The organism is Faecalibacterium sp. An192 (genome assembly GCF_002160175.1).
Taxonomy (GTDB): Bacteria; Bacillota; Clostridia; order Oscillospirales; family Ruminococcaceae; genus Faecalibacterium.
In genome coordinates, this window is sequence record NZ_NFKB01000008.1 from 40623 (window position 1) to 63537 (window position 22915).

The 22915-nt window shown below is 60.4% G+C and carries 23 protein-coding genes; 19 read left to right on the forward strand and 4 right to left on the reverse strand.

Going from position 1 to position 22915, the window contains the following annotated elements; genetic code table 11:
- Positions 1–11: 11 nt before the first annotated feature.
- From nusG to B5F27_RS04235, 7 genes are all read left to right on the forward strand, one after another.
- Positions 12–542, forward strand: coding sequence for a transcription termination/antitermination protein NusG (gene nusG, locus B5F27_RS04205; protein WP_087246631.1), 531 nt, complete (start codon positions 12–14; stop codon positions 540–542).
- A gap of 137 nt (positions 543–679) precedes the next feature.
- Positions 680–1105, forward strand: coding sequence for a 50S ribosomal protein L11 (gene rplK, locus B5F27_RS04210; protein ID WP_087246632.1), 426 nt, complete (start codon positions 680–682; stop codon positions 1103–1105).
- Between the two features lie 54 nt (positions 1106–1159).
- Positions 1160–1852: a 50S ribosomal protein L1 gene (gene rplA / locus B5F27_RS04215; protein ID WP_087364953.1), complete on the forward strand. Its 693-nt coding sequence runs from the start codon at positions 1160–1162 to the stop codon at positions 1850–1852.
- 228 nt (positions 1853–2080) lie between these two features.
- A complete protein-coding gene (gene rplJ / locus B5F27_RS04220) occupies positions 2081–2596 on the forward strand; it encodes a 50S ribosomal protein L10 (RefSeq protein ID WP_087246634.1) in 516 nt (171 codons plus the stop codon).
- Between the two features lie 88 nt (positions 2597–2684).
- Complete coding sequence (gene rplL / locus B5F27_RS04225; RefSeq protein ID WP_087246635.1) at positions 2685–3059, forward strand: 50S ribosomal protein L7/L12; 375 nt, start codon at positions 2685–2687, stop codon at positions 3057–3059.
- 174 nt (positions 3060–3233) lie between these two features.
- Positions 3234–4256 (forward strand): SPFH domain-containing protein, encoded by a 1023-nt coding sequence (locus tag B5F27_RS04230; RefSeq protein ID WP_087246636.1) that lies wholly within the window; start codon positions 3234–3236, stop codon positions 4254–4256.
- Positions 4256–4456, forward strand: coding sequence for a PTS ascorbate transporter subunit IIC (locus tag B5F27_RS04235; RefSeq protein ID WP_087246637.1), 201 nt, complete (start codon positions 4256–4258; stop codon positions 4454–4456). The genes B5F27_RS04230 and B5F27_RS04235 overlap by 1 nt, the downstream gene beginning before the upstream one ends.
- Before the next feature lie 74 nt (positions 4457–4530).
- Here B5F27_RS04235 and B5F27_RS04240 read toward each other — a convergent pair whose 3' ends face one another.
- The gene (locus B5F27_RS04240) at positions 4531–5880 is read right to left on the reverse strand and encodes a D-alanyl-D-alanine carboxypeptidase (RefSeq protein ID WP_087246638.1); all 1350 of its coding nucleotides are present in this window, start codon (positions 5878–5880) and stop codon (positions 4531–4533) included.
- Between the two features lie 286 nt (positions 5881–6166).
- On the opposite strand from B5F27_RS04240, the gene B5F27_RS04245 reads away from it, so the two are divergent.
- Positions 6167–6859, forward strand: coding sequence for a metallophosphoesterase (locus tag B5F27_RS04245; protein WP_087364955.1), 693 nt, complete (start codon positions 6167–6169; stop codon positions 6857–6859).
- Between the two features lie 90 nt (positions 6860–6949).
- On the opposite strand, the gene B5F27_RS04250 is transcribed toward B5F27_RS04245, so the two are convergent.
- The gene (locus B5F27_RS04250) at positions 6950–7813 is read right to left on the reverse strand and encodes a MurR/RpiR family transcriptional regulator (protein ID WP_087364957.1); all 864 of its coding nucleotides are present in this window, start codon (positions 7811–7813) and stop codon (positions 6950–6952) included.
- A gap of 220 nt (positions 7814–8033) precedes the next feature.
- Here B5F27_RS04250 and murQ point away from each other — a divergent pair, with 220 nt between their 5' ends.
- The 5 genes from murQ (at position 8034) to B5F27_RS04275 (ending at position 13783) form a co-directional block, all read left to right on the forward strand.
- Positions 8034–8933: an N-acetylmuramic acid 6-phosphate etherase gene (gene murQ, locus B5F27_RS04255; protein ID WP_144066479.1), complete on the forward strand. Its 900-nt coding sequence runs from the start codon at positions 8034–8036 to the stop codon at positions 8931–8933.
- A 65-nt stretch (positions 8934–8998) separates the two neighbouring features.
- Positions 8999–10441, forward strand: a complete 1443-nt coding sequence (locus B5F27_RS04260) for a PTS transporter subunit EIIC (RefSeq protein ID WP_087246641.1) — start codon at positions 8999–9001, stop codon at positions 10439–10441.
- Positions 10434–11495: a MupG family TIM beta-alpha barrel fold protein gene (locus B5F27_RS04265; RefSeq protein WP_087364959.1), complete on the forward strand. Its 1062-nt coding sequence runs from the start codon at positions 10434–10436 to the stop codon at positions 11493–11495. The genes B5F27_RS04260 and B5F27_RS04265 overlap by 8 nt, the downstream gene beginning before the upstream one ends.
- Positions 11496–11497: 2 nt before the next feature.
- Complete coding sequence (locus tag B5F27_RS04270) at positions 11498–12325, forward strand: HAD family hydrolase (protein WP_087364961.1); 828 nt, start codon at positions 11498–11500, stop codon at positions 12323–12325.
- Between the two features lie 177 nt (positions 12326–12502).
- The gene (locus tag B5F27_RS04275; protein ID WP_087364963.1) at positions 12503–13783 is read left to right on the forward strand and encodes a putative ABC transporter permease; all 1281 of its coding nucleotides are present in this window, start codon (positions 12503–12505) and stop codon (positions 13781–13783) included.
- A 70-nt stretch (positions 13784–13853) separates the two neighbouring features.
- On the opposite strand, the gene B5F27_RS04280 is transcribed toward B5F27_RS04275, so the two are convergent.
- Positions 13854–15104: an AI-2E family transporter gene (locus B5F27_RS04280; RefSeq protein ID WP_242962071.1), complete on the reverse strand. Its 1251-nt coding sequence runs from the start codon at positions 15102–15104 to the stop codon at positions 13854–13856.
- Between the two features lie 47 nt (positions 15105–15151).
- Complete coding sequence (locus tag B5F27_RS04285) at positions 15152–16498, reverse strand: butyryl-CoA:acetate CoA-transferase (protein ID WP_087246645.1); 1347 nt, start codon at positions 16496–16498, stop codon at positions 15152–15154.
- Positions 16499–17194: 696 nt separating this feature from the next.
- Between B5F27_RS04285 and coaD the strand changes: the two genes are divergently transcribed.
- The 6 genes from coaD to acrB all read left to right on the forward strand — a co-directional run bounded on the left by coaD (position 17195) and on the right by acrB (position 22905).
- Positions 17195–17698: a pantetheine-phosphate adenylyltransferase gene (gene coaD / locus B5F27_RS04290; protein WP_087246646.1), complete on the forward strand. Its 504-nt coding sequence runs from the start codon at positions 17195–17197 to the stop codon at positions 17696–17698.
- A 111-nt stretch (positions 17699–17809) separates the two neighbouring features.
- Entirely contained in the window at positions 17810–18997 is a 1188-nt protein-coding gene (locus B5F27_RS04295; protein WP_087364965.1) for an acetyl-CoA C-acetyltransferase, read from the forward strand.
- A gap of 100 nt (positions 18998–19097) precedes the next feature.
- Complete coding sequence (locus tag B5F27_RS04300) at positions 19098–19883, forward strand: enoyl-CoA hydratase-related protein (protein WP_087246648.1); 786 nt, start codon at positions 19098–19100, stop codon at positions 19881–19883.
- A gap of 52 nt (positions 19884–19935) precedes the next feature.
- A complete protein-coding gene (locus tag B5F27_RS04305; protein WP_087246649.1) occupies positions 19936–20808 on the forward strand; it encodes a 3-hydroxyacyl-CoA dehydrogenase NAD-binding domain-containing protein in 873 nt (290 codons plus the stop codon).
- A gap of 116 nt (positions 20809–20924) precedes the next feature.
- A complete protein-coding gene (locus B5F27_RS04310) occupies positions 20925–22094 on the forward strand; it encodes an acyl-CoA dehydrogenase family protein (protein WP_087246650.1) in 1170 nt (389 codons plus the stop codon).
- Between the two features lie 16 nt (positions 22095–22110).
- A complete protein-coding gene (gene acrB, locus B5F27_RS04315; RefSeq protein ID WP_087246651.1) occupies positions 22111–22905 on the forward strand; it encodes an acryloyl-CoA reductase electron transfer subunit gamma in 795 nt (264 codons plus the stop codon).
- Positions 22906–22915: the final 10 nt, after the last annotated feature.

Below are 22915 nucleotides of genomic sequence, written 5' to 3' on the forward strand. Positions count from 1 at the left end.
GCTGACCCATAATGGAAGACCAGTCGAATGAAGCTTTGTGGTATGTCGTGCATACCTATTCCGGCTACGAAAACAAAGTCGCGACCGATCTTGCAAAGATGGTGGAAAACCGCCGCCTGCAGGATCTGATCTGCGAGATCCGGGTTCCCACCGAGATGGTGCCCGAGATCAAAGACGGCAAGGAGCGGATGGTCGAGCACAAGCTGTTCCCCGGCTATGTGCTGGTCAAGATGGTTATGAACGACGATACTTGGTACGTGGTCCGCAACACCCGCGGCTGCACCGGTTTCGTCGGTCCTGCTTCCAAGCCGGTCCCCCTGACCGCTGAGGAAGTGGAAAAGATGGGCGTGGAGGCCAAGGCCCCGCTGACGGTGGATTTCGCCGCAGGGGACAGTGTCCAGATCACGTCCGGTCCTCTGGAAGGCTTTATGGGCGTTGTAGAGGAAATCAACACCGAGACCTTCAAGGTGAAGCTCAAGGTGAACATGTTCGGCCGGGAGACCCCCGCAGAGGTGGACATCGCCCAGGTCGAGCGGCTGTAACAAGCCGCGAACGCGTACAAATCATCAAGGTAAGACCGCGTGCGGTTCTTATAGAGCGTGCCTGCTGAGGCATGCTCGTGGGAGGTTCGCAGACAGCGGGCCGCAACTCACCACAGATTTTTGGAGGTGCATTTATCATGGCACAGAAAGTAACTGGCTACATTAAGCTGCAGATCGAGGCCGGCAAGGCAACCCCGGCTCCTCCTGTTGGTCCCGCCCTGGGCCAGAAGGGCGTCAACATCATGGCCTTCACCAAGGAGTTCAACGAGCGTACCAAGAACCAGATGGGTTATGTCATCCCCGTCGTCATCACCGTGTATGCTGACCGCTCCTTCAGCTTCATCACCAAGACTCCCCCGGCTGCCGTTCTGATCAAGAAGGCCGCCGGCCTGTCCACCGCTTCCGGCAAGCCCAACAAGGAAAAGGTCGCTTCCCTGACCGCCGCTCAGGTGGAAGAGATTGCAAAGACCAAGATGCCCGACCTGAATGCTGCTTCTCTGGAAGCTGCATGCAGCATGATCCGCGGCACCTGCCGCAGCATGGGCGTCACAGTCGAAGGCTGAGACATAAACAGTGGGAGGGCGCTGCGCCCGCAAGACCACATAGGAGGATAAACAATGAAACACGGCAAGCACTATGTCGACGCTGCCAAGCAGGTCGATTCTACCAAACTGTACGATGTGAACGAGGCGCTGGAGCTGGCCTGCAAGATCGCTTCCGCCAAGTTTGATGAGACCGTTGAGCTGCACGTCCGCCTGGGCGTTGATGGCCGTCACGCTGACCAGCAGGTCCGCGGCGCCGTCGTTCTGCCCAACGGCACCGGCAAGACCGTCCGCGTCTGCGCTATCGCCAAGGGCCCCGCAGCTTCTGCTGCTGAGGCTGCCGGCGCTGATATCGTCGGTGATGACGATCTGATCGCAAAGATCCAGGGCGGCTTCATGGATTTCGACGTCGTGGTCACCACCCCCGACATGATGGGCAAGGTTGGCCGCCTCGGTAAGATCCTTGGACCTCGCGGCCTGATGCCCAACCCCAAGGCTGGCACCGTGACCCCCGACCTGGGCAAGGCTGTTAAGGAAGCCAAGGCCGGTAAGATCGAGTACCGCCTGGACAAGCAGAACATCATCCATGTCCCCGTGGGCAAGGCATCTTTCGGCGCCGAGAAGCTGTACACCAACCTCGACACCGTTATGGACGCTATTGCCAAGGCTAAGCCCGCCGCTGCCAAGGGCACTTACTTCAAGAGCGCTACCATCGCCACCACCATGGGCCCTGGCATCCGTCTCAACACCCTGAAGTACGGTGTCTGATTTTTCTGAAAAAATTCAGAAAAACACTTGACAAAACCACGTTCGCGTGGTAAAATATTCATGCTGTTTTTAAGACAGCAGGCGCTGGAGTCCGGTGTAAAGTGTATCCGCCTGCCGAGAAACGCGTAACGTTGTTTTATGCCTCTCTCTCGGCCTGTGTGCGCGGGAGAGAGGCTTTTTTCTATGACTCCGGCTTCCGATGTAGTTTTGAAACGAGGTGAAACCGAAATGCCCAGTGCAAAGATTCTTTCTGAAAAGCAGGCTTATGTCGCTGATCTGAAGGCAAAGTTTGAGAATGCGGTTTCCGGCTGTGTGGTTGCTTACGGCGGTATCAACGTCGAGAATGACACCAAGCTGCGTAAGGAGCTGCGTGAGGCTGGCGTTGAGTATATGGTTGTCAAGAACACCATGCTCCGTCTGGCTGTCAAGGGTACCTCCATCGAGGGCCTGTCCGAGAACTTTACCGGTGACACTGCCGTCGCATTTGCCAACGCTGAGGACCCCATGGCTGCTGCCCGCATCCTGTGCAAGTACCAGGACGGCGACCGTTCCAAGAAGTTCGTCGTCAAGGGCGGCTTCATGGAGGGCAAGGTGCTGAGCGCTGCTGAGACCAATGCCATCGCCAAGCTGCCCGGCCGCGAAGGCATGCTGTCCATGTTCGCCGGCGCACTCACCAGCACCCTGTCCGGTCTGGCTGTTGCTATGCAGGCTTACGTCGACAAGCAGGAGGAGCCCGCTGCCTAAGATGGCGCCGGCTGCTGCCTGACCCAAACTGTTTTTCGATACCACAACTACCGAAACAAAAATTAACTGAAATTGGAGGGTTATTACCATGGCTTCTGAGAAGATTACTGCCATTATCGAGTCCGTTAAGGGCCTGTCCGTCCTGGAGCTGAAGGAGCTCATCGACGCTTACTGCGAGGAGTTCGGTGTTTCTGCTGTTGCTGCTGCTGCTCCCGCTGCTGCCGCTGCTGCTGCTCCCGCTGAGGAGGAGAAGACCGAGTTCGACGTCATCCTGGCTGAGGCTGGCGCTACCAAGATGCAGGTCATCAAGATCGTCAAGGAGATCACCGGTCTGGGCCTGAAGGAGGCCAAGGCTATCGTTGACGGCGCTCCCAAGGCTGTCAAGGAGAAGGCTTCCAAGGCTGACGCTGAGGACATCAAGAAGAAGCTGGAAGAGGCTGGCGCTAAGGTCGAGATTAAGTAATTTCACCTCAAACCAAACACTTCGGACAGGGGGTTCCCGCACAGGGAGCCCCCTGTTTTTTGTGCGCTTTTCCAAGCCGCCCCAAAACCCTCTTGACAAAGCAAAGATAAAATGATATGATTTTGATATCAACAAGATACACATCACTCGGGATACGTCAGGAGGTTGATGGATATGAGTGAGAAGATTCTGCAAACCAAAAAGAACGGCATGCTGGTTCTGCTGCTGATCCTGCTGGGGTATGTGGTGGCCATTGCGGCGGTCGTGGCCGATGCCCTGGCCGGTGTGCCGGGCATTCTGGGCGGCGTAGTGATGGCTCTGGCCATTCTGTACATGATCGTGGGCCTGTTCCTGCTGCCGGGCCTGAAGGTTCTCAAGCCCCAGGAAGCCCTGGTGCTGACCCTGTTCGGCAACTACATCGGCACCCTGAAAGGGGAGGGCTTCTACTGGGTCAACCCCTTCTGCACCGCCGTCAACCCCGCTGCCGGCACCCATCTGAGCCAGAGCGGCGACGTGCAGCGCAGCCTGGTGAAGACAGAGGGCGGCAATCAGCAGGTCCAGATCAATGTGGGCGAGCTGAATTCCAAGAAGATTTCCCTCAAGCGGATGACCCTGAACAATGCCCGCCAGAAGATCAATGACTGCCTGGGCAACCCGGTGGAAATCGGCATCGCCGTCATCTGGCAGGTGAAGGACACCGCCAAGGCTGTCTTTAACGTGGACAACTACAAGGAATACCTCTCCCTGCAGTGCGACAGCGCCCTGCGGAACGTGGTGCGGATTTATCCCTACGACGTGGCCCCCAATGTGGATACCACCGGCGACGGCAAGCCCGATGACGGCAGCCTGCGGGGCTCCAGCGAAGTGGTGGCCCGCCGCATCAAGGAGGAAATCCAGGAAAAGGTGGAGGACGCCGGCCTGGAGATCGTGGACGCCCGGATCACCTACCTGGCCTATGCCCCCGAGATTGCAGCCGTGATGCTGCAGCGCCAGCAGGCCTCGGCCATCATCGACGCCCGCAAGATGATTGTGGACGGCGCCGTGGGCATGGTGGAAATGGCTCTGGAACGCCTGAACGAGAACAAAGTGGTGGAGCTGGATGATGAGCGCAAGGCGGCTATGGTCTCGAATCTGCTGGTTGTCCTGTGCGGCAACCACGATGCACAGCCCATCGTCAACTCGGGCAGCCTGTACTGATGGCCGAGCCGAAAAAACAGATTCCGCTGCGTCTGTCCGCGAAGTTGTACGACGCCATCGCCGCCTGGGCAGAGGATGACTTCCGGTCGGTCAACGGGCAGATTGAATACCTCTTGACCGAGTGTGTCCGCCAGCGGAAAAAGAACGGCAAATATGTGTCGGAGGAGCTGGACGTTCCCCCCGAACTGGATATCAAATAAGCGCAGCAAAAAGGCCCGTCGTGCGGATGCACGGCGGGCTTTTGGTTTGGCGTTTGGCTGGAAAGAGGGGCGGCTCAGTGGCGGCGGATGTGGCTGCCGCCCCAGCTGCGCTGTTCCCGGATGGTGTTCTGTACCCACCAGATGCCGTAGATGGCCAGCGCAATGGCGCTCAGGGCCAGGACGACTTTCAGGTACAGACTGCCCAGGAAGGCCTGGAACTGGGCGATGGCGAACAGAACCGGGTTGCGGTTCACGTCCTGCCCGGCAATGAGGTCCACCACGCCGATGGTCTCACCGGCCAGCTTGATCTCCACCGTGCCGATCAGGTCGCCCTGCTTCACCGGCGCGGCCACCGACTCAGGCAGATGGAAGAACTTCTGGGTCACCGAACTGTCGGAGGAGGAGGGGAGAATGGTCATCATCTGGTCGGCCGGATAGAGCAGCAGGGTGTCGGTCTCGGAGGAATACTTCACCGGAATCTCGGCCAGGGCCTGGTCGGGGTCCAGCGCCGCCTGCACCGAGAAGCTGCTGTATACCCAGTCGATGAGCTGGGTGGTCTCGTAGAGGGCGGGACGCCGGTTGGAATAGCCGTAGGTGTCCACCGTGTCGGGACTGCCCATCACGCAGAAAATATAGGTCTCTCCCTCGCTGGAAGCCCAGGAGACATAGCTCTGGGTGCCCGAGTCGTTCTTGTAGGCCATGACGTCGCACATGCCGCCCTTCATGGCCGAGCGGTAGAATTTTCCGCCGCTGGATTTGTTCAGGGCCACGTTCTGGTTGGTCAGGATGAAGGATTTGGAGTGCTTTTCCTTGGCGGGCATCTCAAAGGTGGCCGACCCGGCAATCTCCACAAAGGCGTCAAATCCCATCAGGTACCGGAGAATCAGGTACATGTCCACCGCGGTGGTCACGTTGCCCGAATCCAGCCCGCAGGCGTCGGTCCAGGTGCTGTTGGTAGCGCCGATCTGCTGAGACAGGCTGTTCATCTGGCTCACCCAGCCGGACAGGTCGTTCCCCGACAGCTGATAGGCCATGCCCATGGCGGCGTCGTTGGCGTTGCGCAGCAGCATGGCGTAGAGCGCTTCCCGCAGGGTGAAGGTCTCGCCCGAGCGCATGTCGGCGTTGTCGGTGCCGTAGACGTAGTCCGAGATGGCAAAAGGCATCTGGAACGTGCGTGTGTCCAGCTCGTCGCCGTAGTTGGTCAGTACCAGAGCCGCACACATCAGCTTGGTGAGGCCCCCGGCCTGGACCTGGGCGGTGCTGTCTTTTTCGTAGACGATGATGTTGGTGTCGGTGTTGACGATGTAAGCGCTTTGGGCCTGCACTTCGTATACCGGACTGGGATCAAAGAGTGCGCTGGCCGGCATCACAAAGCAGCTGACCGTCAGAATCAGGGCAGAAAAAAGTGTAAAAAGTCGTTTCATGTGGACAATTCCCTCAGAACGCGATACAATAAAAGGGTTGATAAAAGATGTGGGGCGGTGCATCGTGGGTCCGGGCCGCGTGTGCCGGAGGGATGCAGGGCGCATTGTGCGCAGAAACCGGCGGATTTTGTCGGAAAAAGCCCCTGAAGGGAACCCGCGCCGTCCGCCCGGGGCGGAGGACGGGATTTCCCGCTTTGTGTGCACAAGCACGCTTCTATAATAACAGGTTTGCGGGTGGGTGACAAGGGCTAGCTGCCCCACTTTCACAAACCAGAGGGAGACATGGATGATCTATATTACAGGCGATACCCATGGCGAGCTGGACCGCTTCAAGGGCAAGGAGCTGCGCCATCTGGGGAAAAACGATTTCCTCTTTATTCTGGGTGACTTTGGCTTTTTGTGGGACGACAGCAAGGAGGAGCGCGCCCGGCTGGACTGGCTGCGCAAGCGGCCCTATACCATCCTGTTTCTGGACGGCACCCACGAAAATTATGACCTGCTGGACGCCTACCCGGTGGAGGAGAAGTTCGGCGGCCGGGTCCAGCCCATCGGCGGGAACGTCTACCATGTCTGCCGCGGCAGCATTCTGGAGCTGGAAGGCCTGAGTTACCTGTGCTTTGGCGGCGGCGAAAGCCCCGACAAGGAGGAGCGGGAACCTGGTGTCAACTGGTGGGCCCGGGAGATGCCCTCGGAGGAGGAATATGCCCGGTGTGAGGCCAATGTGGCGGCCCACAATCATCATGTACAGTATGTGCTGACCCATGATGCCCCAAGCAGATTTTTGGATTTCACCATCCTGGCCCCGGGGGAGAACAACCAGCTTCACGGCTTTTTTGACAAGCTGGTCCGGGAGATGACCTATGATAACTGGCTGTTTGGCTGCTATCACCGGGATACCCAGCTTTCCCCCAAGGTCCGGTGCGTCTTTCACGATGTCATTTCCATCGGAGAAAAGCGCAGCTGGTGGAAGCGGAAGTGACCCCTTTCCCGGCCCAAAATCCACACAACCCAAAATAAGACCGCCGCACCGAGCCCCCGGGGGCTTGTGCGGCGGTCTTTTTGCGTGACGTCAGGGGGCGGAGTCCTCCGGTTCGCCGGGCTTGTAGATGTGGGTGCGGGTGAGGGCGCGGAGGGTGTCCTCGTAATGGAGGCGGGCGTAGGCGGTATAAAGGATGTCGATGACGTTCAGCTGGGCGATGCGGGAGGACATGGCGCCGTTGCGGAACAGGGACTCGTTGGCGGCAATGTACAGATTGTAGTCGGCCAGCTCCGCCACCCGGGAGGGGAAATAGCGGGTGATGGCAATGATGGGGGTACCGTTTTTCTTGAGGGCTTCCATGCAGGTGATCACCTCGACGGTCTGGCCGGAGTAGGAAAAGGCGATGGCCACATCCTGCGGGGTGGCGTTTTGGGCCGAGATAAGCTGGGCGTGCCAGTCGTCAACGATGAGACAGGGTTTGTTCAGCCGGAGGAACTTCAAATAGGTGTCGTGGGCCACGCAGAGGGAGGACCCCAGCCCGAACAAAAGGACGCTGCGGCACTGGTCCAGCAGGTGGGCGCACTGTTCCACCGTCTCGGGGGAGAGAAGCTTCTGGGAATCGGTGAGGGACTGGATGTTCTTCTGGGTCACCTTATAGACAATGTCCCGGATGTCGTCCTCGGCGGTGATCTCCTGCTCCGAGTGGCGGCCCTTGTCGCCCAGGGCCGCCAGTTCCCCCACCAGGGCGCGGCGCAGTTCCTTGTAGCCGTCAAAGCCCACCGACCGGCAGACCCGCACCACGCTGGAAGGGGAGGTGAAGGTGCGCTGGGCCAGTTCACGGACGGTGAGGAGGGTGGCTTCCTCGGGATTCTCGGTGATGTAGCGGGCGATCTGCTGTTCGGCTGCGCTGAGGGAGGGGCTGGCCTCCCGCAGGCGGAGCAATGCGTTTTTCATAACAGGCCTCCGGATGGGTGCGGTTTTCCGCATTCTTGGTGTGTTTGTACAAAAGTTTTCATGAGTTCCGCATGGATTTTCAAAAAACATTCCTTTTCTGAAACATTATACCACAACTTGGCGAAAATGTGGACATTTTGTTTTAAAAAATCTATAATGCACTTGTAAGTGCTTTTCACGCCAGTGAAGCCAAACACAGAGAAAGGCCGGGTAGTGAGTTATGGAATTGAATCTGAACGGAATGACGACCGAGCGGCGCAATCCCCGCACCATGCAGCTGGACATGATGTCCGAGCTGGAGATCGTCACAGCAATGAACGATGAAGACGCCCGGGTGCCCCTGGCGATTGCCAAGAAGCTGCCCGAGATCGCGCAGGCCGCCCGGTGGGCGGTGGAGGCCTTTGAACAGGGCGGCCGGCTGTTCTATATGGGCGCCGGCACCAGCGGCCGGCTGGGCGTTCTGGATGCAGCCGAGTGCCCTCCCACCTTTGGTGTGGACCCGGGCATGGTGGTGGGCCTGATCGCCGGCGGCGAAGAGGCCTTCATCAAGGCGGTGGAAGGCGCAGAGGACAGCGTCCAGCTGGCCGAGGATGACCTGCGCAGCCACAACCTGACCAGCAAGGACTTTGTGGTGGGCATTGCGGCATCGGGCCGCACCCCCTATGTGCTGGGCGGCCTGGCATATGCCAAGAGCGTGGGCTGCCGGACGGCGGCCATCGCCTGCAACCCCGGCAGCGCCGTGGGCAAGGCGGCGGACCTGGCCATCGAGGTGGAGGTCGGCCCCGAAGTGCTGACCGGCTCCACCCGTCTGAAGTCGGGCACCGCCCAGAAACTGATTCTGAATATGATCTCCACCACCTCTATGGTGCGGACGGGCAAGGCCTACCAGAACCTGATGGTGGACGTGATGCAGACCAATGAGAAGCTGCACACCCGCGCAGAAAATATTGTGATGGACGCCACCGGCGTGGAACGGGCCGAGGCGCGGGCCGCCATTGATGCGGCGGGCGGAAGCGTCAAGTGCGCCATCACCATGCTGCTGGCAAACTGCACCGCAGCCGAGGCCCAGAGCCGCCTGGATGCGGCAAACGGCCATGTGCGCACGGCCATCGGCCTGTAAGGTTGGACCTGGCGGCGCAAGCCGCAAAGTCATATACGCAAGATTTGGACAAGGAGGAACAAGCAATGACCAATGAGGAACTGGTACGCCAATCGCTGGAAAAGCTGGGCGGCAGAAGCAACGTCATTTCGGCAACCAACTGCATGACGCGGCTTCGCATCGAGGTCAAGGACGACAGCAAGATCAATGAGGACGCCATCAAGAAGATCGAGGGTGTTCTGGGTCTGGTCCATGACCGTCCCGGCTACGTGGAGATCGTGGTTGGTCCCGGTAAGTGCCGCAAGTGCGCCGACATCTGCCGCCAGATGGGGATTCCCGCGGCCGGCAGCACCGATACCCAGAATGACTGGCAGGCCAACAAGGCCGCCGTCAAGGCAGGGCAGAAGCAGAGCAAGGTCAAGTCCATGCTCAAGACCTTCGGCGACATCTTTGTGCCCCTGCTGCCCGGTGTCATCGCCGCCGGCCTGTGCTCGGGTCTGGCCACCCTGCTGACCCAGGTGATGCCCAACTATGCCGAGAGCTCGTTCTGGAGCATCGTCTACAACATGTTGGCCCTCATCAATGCGTCTTTCCTGAGCTACCTGACCGCCTGGGCAGGCTACCGCGCCGCCGAGAAGTTCGGCGCTACCCCCATCCTGGGCGGCATGCTGGGCATGATCACCGGCCTGGGCAACATCGACGCCATCTCCAAGATCCTCGGCCTGTACGATGAGGTTCAGCCTCTGGACTCCATCCTCCGCGCCGGCCGCGGCGGCGTTCTGGCCGCAGTCATCGGTGTGTGGTGCCTGAGCTATGTGGAGCGCTTCATCCGCAAGCATATGCCCGAGTCCCTGGACATCATGTTCACCCCGCTGCTCACCCTGATTATCTGCCTGATCCCCTACATCTTCGTCATCATGCCCATCACCGGCTACATTTCCACCGCTCTGTGCTGGATTGTGCAGCAGGTCTGCATGAGCAGCAATCTGTTCGTCCGCATCATCGCCGGCTACATCTCCACCGCTCTGTTCCTGCCCATGGTGGCCATGGGTATGCACCACGGTCTGGTGGCTCTGTACTCGGTCCAGCTTGAGACCCTCGGTTACGTCACCCTGTATCCGGCTCTGGCCATGGCCGGCGCCGGTCAGGTGGGTGCAGCCGTTGCCATCTACCTCAAGGCCAAGAAGGTGGGCAACACCCGCATGAAGGAAGTCATCACCGGCGCTCTGCCCGCAGGCGTCCTGGGCGTTGGCGAGCCCCTGATCTACGGTGTCACCCTTCCCATGGGCCGTCCCTTCATCACGGCAGGCCTGGGCGCCGGCTTCGGCGGTGCCTTCGTCATGGCCATGCAGGTTGCTGCAACCACTTGGGGACCCTCCGGTCTGCTGGCCATCTTCGTGATGACCGCCGGCCCCGCAGGCGCCACCACCAGCGTCCTGTGCTATGTTGTTGGCCTGCTCATCAGCTACGTCATGGGCTTCCTGGTCACCAATGCTCTGGTGAAGCCTGAGGAGGTTGCCGATGCCTGATTTTCTCGGACGGTCGGTTTACCTGACAGAGTTTGAGAAACAGAAAGCACCGCTTGCCGCTGGTTCGGCAGGCGGTGCGCCTGTTTTCATCTCTTTGCACATCGGCGAGGAATTCGCACCCGATTACCCCGACCGGGTCCGGGCGATGTGCAGCTGGCTGCGGGAACATGGCTGGCGGATTCTGGCCGATGTGTCGGAACAGACCGCCATCCAGTTTGGCTGCAGCGATATCCTCCAGCTGGCCCGGGATCTGGGCCTGTGGGGCCTGCGTCTGGACGACGGCTTTACCCTGGAAGAAGCCTGCAGCCTGGCGGCCCGGATGCCCATTGCGGTGAACGCCTCCACCGTCACCCCGGAGGAGGCCGCCGCCCTGGCTGCCGCCGGCTCCGAGGTGATTGCCATTCATAATTTCTACCCCCGCCCCGAGACCGGTCTGGACCCGGAGTTCCTGCAGGAGAGCACCCGGATGCTTCAGGCTGCCGGGCTGAAGGTCTATGCGTTCATCCCCGGGGATGAACAGCTGCGGGGGCCCCTCCATGAGGGCCTGCCCACCCTGGAAGCCCACCGGGGCGCGGCTCCGCTGGCGGCCTTTGCCGACCTGGCGGTCCACTACGGCCTGGAAGGCATTTTTGCCGGGGACCCGGGCGTCAGCAGCTATGAGCTGGAACAGATTGCCAGCTTCTGCGCCGATGGAGTCCTGCCGGTGCCGGTTCACCTGAAAGCAGGGCAGGAAGGCCTGTACGGCCAGATCTTTACCTGCCGGCCCGATTCCCCCAGCTGGCTGGTGCGGTATCAGGAGTCCCGCAAATACGCCCGTCAGGGCGGTCTGGTGGAGCCGGCGGACTGCGCCGCCCGGCCCCGCGGCACCATCACCATGGACAATCTCCGGTATGGCCGCTATTCGGGGGAGATCCAGCTCATGCGTCAGGATCTGCCCGCCGACGAGCGGGTCAATGTGATCGGCCGGGTGGACCCGCGGTATCTCCTGCTGGTGGACTGCATCCGGCGGGGCAGCCGCTTTAAGATGGTCTGTCCGCCCCGTGAGGAGGAATAACCATGGTACATTACAAATTGCTGGCCTTTGACCTGGACGGCACCGCTCTGGGCAGCGACCCCAACGTGTTCTCGGAGGGGCTGCCCGAAGCCGCCGCCCAGGCCGCAGCGGCGGGGTGCATTGTGGCGGCGGCCACCGGCCGTCCCGCCGGATGCCTGCCGGCAGACGTGGAGAAAAAGCCCGACTGGCTCAGCTGGCTGGTGCTCTACGATGGGGCCCAGATTCGGAACGCCCGGACCGGCGAGTGCATTTGGAGCAAGCCTTTTTCCGCTGAGGCGCTGGCGCAGGTGCAGCAGGCCGCTGCCCGGCTGGGGCTGCCGGTGGAGTACATCGACCGGGACAGCCGCTACCACATGACCGCCGGGGACTGGCAGGCGCTGAATGAATCCAGCGTCTCCCAGTTCCACAAGGGGGTTCTGGCCCGGCTGGGCTGCCCGCTGGAAGGTTCTGCCGCAGATCTGGCCGGGCTGGAAATTTTGAAGATCAATATGCCCGTCGCCCCCCTGGATCTCCGGGAAGCTTTCCGGACGGCCGTGGGGGAGGGGGTCCTGGTGCTGGACTGCGGCCCCGGCGGTCTGGAACTGACCGCCCCCGGCGCAGGCAAACAGACCGCAGTGGCCTTCCTGGCCGGGAAGCTGGGTCTGGGGATGGAGGACGTGATGGCGCTGGGGGACAGCGGCAATGACGCGGCCCTCCTGTCCAGCGCAGGGCTGGGTGTGGCCATGGACAACGCCCCCGACGACGTCAAGGCTGCGGCCAAGGTCGTAACCGGCCGCAACACCGAGGGCGGCGCCGCAGAGGCGATTCGCCGCTGGCTTCTGGCGGAATAACACAATCAATCAAAAGGGCCTGCCGCTTTGGATTGCGGCGGGCCTTTTTCGGTCTTTCTGCTTGATTTATGGAACAAAATAGCGGAAATGCTTGTAATTTATGTGAAAATCTGATAGGATGGGGCCATGCGCTACAGAAGGCGCATACAATGGAAAGCATGAAAAAAGGAGGCTTTCATGGAGTTTTTATGGTATGATCTGGCGCTTTTGTACATGCTTTATTCCTTTCTGGGCTGGATCGGCGAGACGCTGGTATCGATTGCCCGGGGCAGAGGCTTCGTCAAGCGCGGCTTTGCCGCAGGACCTTTTTGCTATGTCTACGGCTTTGCTGCCGTCATCATGACCATTGGCTTTGCCGATCTGCGGTCCTCGCTGCTGTTCCTGTTTGTGGGCTGTGCGCTGACCTCCACCATGGTGGAGTGGACCGCCGCCAAAATCCTGGAGCGGCTCCATCACCGCACCTGGTGGGATTACTCCCATCACCGCTTCAACATTGACGGCTATGTCTGCCTGCCCTATTCGCTGCTGTGGGGCGTGCTGGGCTGCATCGCCCTGCTGTGGGGCAATCAGCTGCTGCTGTCTCTGTTCCATCTGCTGCCGGTCTGGCTTATGAAAACCCTGGCCTGGGTGCTGGGCGTGCTGGCCGTGCTGGATCAGCTGGGCAGTGTGGCCATTCTGGCCCACCATCCCACTCGTCTGGAAGGGCTGAACCGTGAGCTGGAAAGCCGGTCCCGGAACCTGTACGACCGGATCAGCCAGTGGATGGAGCACCGCATCGAGGGCGCTTACCCCCATGTGGCCGAGAAGGCCGCCCGCGCCGAGACGGGCATGAGCCTGTCGGATGTGGTTTGGTTGTTCACGGTGGGCTCTCTGGCGGGCGACATCGTGGAGACCATCTTCTGCCGCCTGAGCGCTGGCATCTGGATGAGCCGTTCCAGCCTGGTCTGGGGCCCCTTCAGCGTGGTGTGGGGCGCCGCCCTGGTGATGGCTTCCGCCCTGCTGCCCCGGAAAAAGGACGGCACCGAGCGGACCTCCAGCGAGCTGTTTGTTCTGGGCACCGTCATGGGCGGCGCATATGAGTACATCTGCAGCGCCCTGGGCGAACTGGTGTTCGGCGTGGTGTTCTGGGATTACAGCAAGATCCCCTTTAACCTGGGAGGCCGCATCAACCTGCTGTACTGCTTCTTCTGGGGCTTTGCGGCGGTGGCCTGGGTCAAGCTGTGCTACCCCTATGTGTCCCGCGGAATCGACTGGATTCGCCGCCACGCTGGCCGCTGGCTGACGGTGGTTGTGGGCGTCTTTATGGTGGTGAATATGTGCATTTCGGCTCTGGCCCTGATCCGCAGCGATGCCCGCGGCAACGGTGTTCCGCCGGCCAACAGCCTGGATCTGTTCCTGGATGAACATTTCCCCGACGAGCGGATGGCGCAGGTCTATCCCAACATGATCGACCGATAAACAATACAACAAAAAAGCAACCCGGACCTTCTGGCTTTCCAGTTGGGTCCGGGTTGTTTTGTTGGATGGGTTATGTTGCGGGGTGGTCGGAGGAATCGGGGGCGGGACTCTCAGGGGCGGCCGGGTCGTCCGGGTTGCCGAAGGCGTCGTGATAGACTTTCAGCTTGTCGTTCTGACCGTTCCGGTTGAGGCCCCAGAGGGCGAATTTCCGCACCAGATCGTACAGCACCGCAAAGAGGGGGACACCCACGATCATGCCCACAAAGCCCCACAGGCCGCCGAACAGCAGGATGGAGAACAGCACCCAGAAGCTGGACAGGCCGGTGGTGTTGCCCAGAATCTTGGGGCCGATGACGTTGCCGTCCAGCTGCTGCAGGATAAAGATGAATCCCACAAACCAGAGGGCCTTGATGGGGTCGGTGATGAGGATCAGCAGGGTGGCGGGCACCGCGCCGATGAAGGGACCGAAGAAGGGGATGACGTTGGTGACGCCGATGATGACCGACACCAGCAGGGCGCTGGGGAAGCCCACAATGACGCAGACAATATAGCACAGCACGCCGATGATGGCCGAGTCCACAATCTTGCCGATGATGAATCCACCGAAGGTGCGGTCAATATAGGCGATCTCCTCCAGAATCAGGTCGGCCCAGTGGGGGCGGAAGATGCTGTAGAGCAGCAGTTTGCTCTGGGCCGCAAACCGTTTGCGGGTGGAGAGGAAGTACACCGCCGCGATGACGCCGATCAGGACGTTTTTCAGAACCACCAGGACGTTCAGCACGCTGACGCCCACGCCGCTGACAATCTGGCGGATGGAGGGCATCACCGAGGTGCGCAGCCAGGAGGTGAAGGTGTCCCGCAGGGTGTCGTAGGAGTCGTTCAGGAAGCGGTACACCGCCTCGTTGTCTGCAAAGAACCGGGTCAGCCAGGCCATGAACAGGTCCAGCTGGGACTGGAAGTTGGTGGACAAGGTGATGATGCTGTTGATGAGCTGCGGAATAATCAGCATGAACAGGGCATACACCACCAGCAGTCCGAACAGGACGCTGGCCGCCACGGCGATGCCGTCCACCGTCTTGCGGTAGCGGGCGGGCAGGTACCGGTTGAGGAGATCCTCGATCCGGTTGCAGAAAGGCCGCAGCAGATAGGCGATCACGCCGCCGTAGATGAAGGGCATCAGGATGCCGGTCAGCAGCGAAATGCCTTTTTGCAGGCCGTTGAAGCGGTAGAACAGGAAGAAAAGTGCGATGCTCAGGCCAATGGCGCCAAAGCCGGCCAGCATGCCATAGATATAGGGTTTCAGATGGGGTTTTTTATCCACGAATCAACCTCTTTCCCCTGCCGCGGCAGGGATGTTGGGGTACATCATCAGCGCTTGTTGCTGCGGCGCCAGATGTGCATGTTGGCGGCGTCGGCGATCAGCTGCTCCCGGAAATCGGGGTGAGCCAGGCTAATGATGGCCTCTGCCTTCTGCCAGGTGGTCAGACCCTTGAGGTTGACGCAGCCGTACTCGGTGCACAGATAGTGGATGTTGGCGCGGGTATCGGTGACGATGCTGCCGTTGGCCAGGGTGGGGCAGATGCGGCTCTCCATCTGGCCGGTCTTGCGATTCTTGAAGGTGGAGGACAGGCAGATGAAGCTCTTGCCGCCGTTGGACAGGTAAGCGCCCAGGACGAAGTCCAGCTGGCCGCCTGCGCCCGAAATGTTGCGGATGCCGGCGCTCTCGGCGTTGACCTGGCCGAACAGGTCCACATCCACGGCGTTGTTGATGGAGATGAAGTTATCCAGCGCAGCGATGGTCCGCACGTCGTTGGTGTAGTCCACCGGGGCAGACATGCACTCGGGGTTGTCGTTGAGGTAGTCGTACATCTTCTGGGTGCCGGCGCCGAAGGCGTACACCTGACGGCCCTTGTCGATCTGCTTGCGGCTGCCGTTGATCTTGCCGGCCTTGGCGATGTCCACAAAGCCGTCCACATACATCTCGGTGTGGACGCCCAGGTCCTTCAGGTCGCTCTGGGCGATCAGGCTGCCGATGGCGTTGGGCATGCCGCCGATGCCCAGCTGCAGGCAGGCGCCGTTGGGAATCTGGGGAACGATCAGGTTGGCCACGGCCAGATCCACCTCGGAGGCGGGGCCTGCGGCGGCCATCTGGCCCAGGGGCGGGTTGTCGCCCTCCACAATGCCGGTCACCTGGTCGATGTGGATGCCGTTCTGGAAGCCGCCCAGGCAGCGGGGCATATTCTTGTTGACCTCAACAATGATGACCTCGGCCTTTTCGCAGACGGCGGCCAGATGGCTGGCCGAGGGGCCGAAGTTGAAATAGCCGTGCTCATCCATGGGCGCAACCTGGAAGACGGCCACGTTGACGGGGTCCTTGCTCTCGCGGTAGTAGCGGGGCAGCTCGGAATAGCGGATGGGAGAGTAGAAGGAGAAGCCCTGGGCCACCGCCTTCCGCTCGATGCCGCCCATGTGCCAGCTGTTCCAGGTCATGTGGGCAGCGGGGTCCTCAATCTGGAAGATGGCAGGAACCCACATCAGGATGCCGCCGCGGAAATTGACGTCCTCCAGCTGGGGCAGACGCTTGGCCAGGGCGGCGTCCACGGCCACCGTGGTGTTCACGGCCCAGCCATAGTCCACCCAGTCGCCGCTCTTGACCATGGCGGCTGCGGCGTCGGCGGTAATGAGCTTGCGCTGATATTCAGTCCTGTAGTCCATTCTTAGATCATCCTTTCCTGGGGGTCTGAGAAGCCCCGGCTGCGGCCGGAATCGCCAGACTTATTATAAATAGGAAAGCAGGCGCTTCCGGTTTGGCGGCCGCTCCCTGCCTGAAAGGATTGGCAGGCTGGGGCTCTCAAATCCATCCCATTTCAACGTATGCGGTGTCGGTTCCAAACTCAAAGAAAGTTAAAAGGAAGTACATACTCTGCACACCCGTTCATCACATCCGGGTGATACAGTAACCTTGTGACAGGTCGGAAGGCAAGGCCGGCAAGGTTGTGCAGCCCAGCATTCCCTACACTGATAGTTATAACATTAACGATGTCGAGAATCAATAGAAAATCGCAAAAAAACTCCCTCTTGGCAAAATGTACAAAAACTTGAGAGAATGTTTTCAATTGTTTGGGGTCGAGAGAGCCGAAAAAATGCTCCAAACTACTTGATAAACTTTTGACAATGTGGTTTACTAAGTGTGTCAGGAGGCGCGGGACGCCGCCTTGGACCCAAAGTCGTTACGAAATTAACGACCGGGTGCGCCTGAAACATCAAAACGCCTGCCCCGGGGCCGGGCGCCGAGCCAAAAGCCCGGCGGGCCAGGGGAGAGCAGCCGACGGCTGCAAAGGGCGTGCTTGAGATCGTGCGCCGGGCCGCCGCAGGCAGCCGGGCGCGGAAAACAGGGAGGCAGTAGTTTCCATGGCAATCGCCATTTATCCCGGTTCTTTTGACCCGGTTACCCGTGGACATCTGGATATCATCAAGCGGGCAGCCAAGATCAACGACAAATTGATCGTCGCGGTGCTCATCAACAGCGCCAAGCGCCCCCTCTTCACCATTGAGGAGCGGGTGGAGCTCTTGACCGAGTGCTGCAAGGGCATTCCCAATGTCACCGTTCAGAGCTTCGACGGCCTGACGGTGGATTTCGCCCGGAAGTGCCACGCCACCGTCATGGTGCGGGGGCTGCGGGCGGTCACCGACTTTGAGAATGAGATCCAGCTGGCCCAGACCAATCACGCTTTGATGCCCGGCATCGAGACGGTGTTCCTCTCCACCAGCATCAAGTGGAGTTACCTGTCCTCGACCATCGTCAAGGAAGCGGCACGGTACGGCAGCGACATCAGCAAATTCGTCACCCCCAACGTCGAAAAGGCGGTGCGGGAAAAGATGGAGGCGCTGCGGACCGCCGGCCAGCAGCCGTAACAAGCAAAAGTCCCCGCGGGCGTATCCCAAAGGGTTTTTGATAGAAGGTTTTATCTGCTGCAAGAAACAAACAAAACCACACATTTCATGCGAAACAGGAGGCAATTCAACATGAAAAAGATCGTTATCGCATCTGCATGCCGCACCGCCATTGGTAAGTTTGGCGGCACCCTGTCCAACGTCCCCGCTGCCGAGCTGGGCGCTGTGGTCATCAAGGAAGCTCTCCAGCGCGCCAACGTCAAGCCCGAGCAGGTTGACCAGGTCTACATGGGCTGTGTCATCCAGGCTGGCCAGGGCCAGAACGTTGCCCGTCAGGCTTCTCTGAAGGCTGGCCTGCCCGTTGAGGTCCCCGCTGTGACCGTCAACGTGGTCTGCGGCTCCGGTCTGGAGTGCGTGAACATGGCAGCCCGCATGATCGAGGCCGGCGATGCTGACATCGTGGTTGCAGGCGGCACCGAGAACATGGATATGGCTCCCTTCGCAATGATGAAGGCCCGCTACGGCTACCGCATGGGTTCTCCCATGGGCAAGAGCGAGCTGGTGGACACCATGGTCAACGACGCTCTGTGGGATGTGTTCAACAACTACCACATGGGCATCACCGCTGAGAACGTTGCAGATCAGTGGAACCTGAGCCGTGAGGACCTGGACAACTTCGCTTACAACAGCCAGCTGAAGGCTGACGCTGCCATCAAGAGCGGCGCATTCAAGGACGAGATCGTCCCCGTCGTCATCAAGAACAAGAAGGGCGACATCATCTTCGATACCGATGAAGGCCCCCGTCTGAGCGCTCCCGAAGTTCTGGCCAAGCTGAAGCCCGCCTTCAAGAAGGACGGCAAGGTTACCGCCGGCAACGCTTCCGCCATCAACGACGGCGCAGCTGCTGTCGTGGTCATGAGCGAGGAGAAGGCCAAGGAGCTGGGCATCACCCCGATGGCTACCTGGGTTGCAGGCGCTCTGGGCGGCGTGGATCCCTCCATCATGGGTGTGGGCCCCGTTGCAGCTACCAAGAAGGTTATGGCCAAGGCTGGCCTGACCGTCGCCGATATGGACCTGATCGAGGCCAACGAGGCTTTCGCTTCCCAGTCTCTGGCTGTAGCTCACGACCTGGGCTTTGACATGGAGAAGGTCAACGTCAACGGCGGCGCCATCGCTCTGGGCCACCCTGTCGGCGCTTCCGGCTGCCGCATCCTGGTCACCCTGCTGTACGCCATGAAGCATCGCGGCGCCAAGAAGGGCCTGGCCACCCTGTGCATCGGCGGCGGCATGGGCTGCGCCACCATCGTCGAGATGGACTAATCCATCCGGTCTGCTGAATTGATTTGATCCGGGCGCGCCGGCGCGGGAACCTCCCCGCGCCGGCAGCGCGCCCGCCTTTGATAGGCTGAAAGGAAACACTATGGCTTTTGTAAAGACTGAAGTGCAGGGCGCTGTCGAGATCATTACCATCGACCGTCCCAAGGCACTGAACGCACTGAACCCCGAGGTTCTGGCTGATCTGAAGGCCGCTTTTGAGGCTGTGGATCAGAACACCATCCGCTGCATCGTCCTGACCGGCGAAGGGGATAAGAGCTTCGTGGCCGGCGCCGACATCGGCTCCATGAGCACCATGACCAAGGCAGAAGGCGAGGCCTTCGGCAAGCTGGGCAACGACATCTTCCTGATGATCGAGAGCTTCCCCATCCCCGTCATCGCAGCCGTCAACGGCTTCGCTCTGGGCGGCGGCAATGAGCTGGCCATGAGCTGCGACATCCGCCTGTGCTCCGACAACGCCGTCTTCGGCCAGCCCGAAGTGGGCCTGGGCATCACCCCGGGCTTCGGCGGCACCCAGCGCCTGGCCCGTCTGGTGGGCCTGGGCATGGCCAAGCAGCTGGTCTACTCGGCTCTGAACATCAAGGCCGACGAGGCTCTGCGGATCGGTCTGGTGAACGCTGTGTATCCCCAGGCTGAGCTGATGGAGAACGCCCTGAAGCTGGCCGGCAAGATCGCCAAGAACGCCCCCATCGCAGTCCGCAACTGCAAGAAGGCCATGAACGAGGGCATTTCGCTGCCCATCGAGAAGGCCGTCGAGGTGGAGGAGAAGCTGTTCGGCGACTGCTTCGAGACCCACGACCAGGTGGAGGGCATGGCTTGCTTCCTCTCCCGTGAGAAACCCAAGCCCAAGGCTGTCTTTACCAACAACTAAGTATTTGCAATCCATTCAATTATAATTCAGATTATAAAAAGGAGAAATTGCTATGAAAATCGGCGTTATCGGCGCTGGCACCATGGGCCAGGGCATCGCAAAGGCATTTGCTCAGGTTGAGGGCAACACCGTTGCTCTGTGCGATATCAAGCAGGAGTGGGCTGAGAATGGCAAGGCCAAGATCGCCAAGGGCTATGACCGTCTGGTCGCCAAGGGCAAGATGACCAAGGCCAAGGCTGACGAGATCTGCGCAGCCATCACCCCGGGCGTCAAGGAAGATCTGTGCGCTGACTGCGATCTGATTGTTGAGGCTGCTTTCGAGGATATGAAGGTCAAGCAGGACACCTTCGCAGCTCTGGACAAGATCTGCAAGCCCGAGTGCATCTTCGCTTCCAACACCTCGTCCCTGTCCATCACCGAGATCGGCAAGGGCCTGAGCCGTCCTCTGGTGGGTATGCACTTCTTCAACCCCGCCGATCGCATGAAGCTGATCGAGGTCATCGCTGGCTGCAACACCCCCAACGAGACCGTTGAGAAGATCAAGGAGATCTCCGTTGCCATCGGCAAGCAGCCGGTTCAGGTCAACGAGGCTGCCGGCTTCGTGGTCAACCGCATCCTGATCCCCATGATCAACGAGGCTGCCTTCATCAAGATGGAGGGCGTTTCGGACATCGAGGGCATCGACGCCGCTATGAAGCTGGGCGCCAACCACCCCATGGGACCCCTGGAGCTGGGCGACTTCATCGGCCTGGACATCTGCCTGGCCATCATGGACGTCCTGTACAAGGAGACCGGCGACTCCAAGTATCGTGCATGCCCCCTGCTGCGCAAGATGGTTCGCGGCGGCAACCTGGGCTGCAAGGCCGGCAAGGGCTTCTATGTCTACAACGCTGACCGCACCAAGACCCCGGTCGACAAGCTGTAAGATGCCGCAAGGGGTAATCCGGGCGTAACGGGTCGCTCCCCGCAGGTGAATAGCTCCTGCGGGGAGCGGTTTTGCCCGGCCCCATAATACTATGATTTCCAAGGGAGGAAGCAGTGATGGATTTTACTCTGTCCAAGCAGCAGCTCATGGCGCAGAAGATGTACCGCGAGTTCGCTGAGAACGAAGTCAAACCCCTGGCAAAACAGGTGGATGCAGAAGAATACTTCCCCAAAGAGACCGTCGAGAAGATGGGTAAGCTCGGTATGATGGGCATCTACTTCCCGACCGCTGTGGGCGGAGCCGGCGGCGACGTGCTGAGCTACGTCATGGCCGTTGAGGAAATGAGCAAGGTCTGCGGCACGACGGGCGTTATCCTGTCGGCCCACACCTCTCTGTGCGCCGCTCCCATCTACGAGAACGGCACCCCCGAGCAGAAGGCAAAGTACCTGCCCAAGCTGTGCAGCGGCGAGTGGCTGGGTGCTTTCGGCCTGACCGAGCCGGGCGCCGGTACCGACGCCCAGGGTCAGCAGACCTTCGCTGTGGAGCGTGAGGACGGCTGGCTGCTGAACGGCTCCAAGATCTTCATCACCAACGCAGGCTACGCCGATGTGTTCATCATCATCGCTGTCACCGGCACCGTGGTGGACAAGCGCGGCCGCAAGAGCAAAGAGATTTCCGCTTTCATCGTGGAACGCACCGATCCCGGCTTCAAGGTCGGCAAGCCCGAGGACAAGATGGGCATCCGTGGTTCCTCCACCTGCGAGCTGATCATGGAAGACTGCCTGATCCCCAAGGATCGTCTGCTGGGCGTCAAGGGCAAGGGCTTCCAGCTGGCCATGGCTACCCTGGACGGCGGCCGTATCGGCATCGCCGCACAGGCTCTGGGCATCGCTGAGGGCGCCATCGACGAGACCGTCGCTTACGTCAAGGAGCGCAAGCAGTTCGGCCGCAGCATCGCTCAGTTCCAGAACACCCAGTTCGAGCTGGCCGAGATGAAGGCCCGCGTGGACGCTGCCAAGTACTTGGTGTACGCTGCTGCACTCAAGAAGCAGGACGCCATGAACGGCCAGAAGGTCCGCTACAGCGTGGAGGCTGCCGAGGCCAAGCTGATCGCTTCCCGCACGGCCAGCGACGTGACCCGCCGCTGCCTGCAGCTCTTCGGCGGTTACGGCTATACCCGCGACTATCCGATCGAGCGGATGATGCGCGACGCCAAGATCACCGAGATCTACGAGGGCACCAGCGAAGTGCAGATGATGGTCATCTCGGGCGCGCTGCTGAAGTAAGGAGGGCAATGTTACAATGAAAGCGATTGTTTGTGTCAAGCAGGTTCCCGATACCTCCGGCAAGGTTGCAGTCAAGCCGGACGGAACCCTCGACCGTGCCTCTATGGCAACCATCACCAACCCCGATGACCTGAACGCCCTGGAGGCCGCCCTCAAGCTGAAGGACGCCACCGGCTGCGAAGTCGTCGTCGTGACCATGGGCCCCCCGCCGGCCGAAGGCATGCTGCGCGAGCTGCTGGCCCGCGGCGCTGACCGTGCCGTTCTGGTTTCGGGCCGTGAGTTCGGCGGTTCCGATACCTTCGCCACCAGCCAGATCCTGGCTGCTGCCGTCAACAAGATTGGCGTCGGCCCCGAGGATATCGTCTTCTGCGGCCGTCAGGCCATCGACGGCGATACTGCCCAGGTCGGTCCCCAGATCGCTGAGAAGCTGCACCTGCCTCAGGTCACCTACGCTGCCGACATCCAGAAGGATGGCGACACCCTGGTGGTCAAGCGCATGCTGGAAGACGGCTACATGATGATCCGGGTCAAGACCCCCTGCCTGATCACCTGCATCAAGGAGCTGAACCAGCCCCGTTACATGAACATCAACGGCATCTTCACCTGCTACGACAAGCCGATGGAAGTCTTTGACTACGAGGCTCTGAAAGATGATCCCCTGATCGAGGTGGACACCATCGGTCTGAAGGGCTCGCCCACCAACGTCTTTAAGTCCTTCACTCCTCCCCAGAAGGGTGCAGGCACCATGCTCACCGGTGACGACGTGGCTGCTCAGCTGGCGTCTGTCCTGGCCGGCAAGCATCTGATCTGACGAAAGGAGC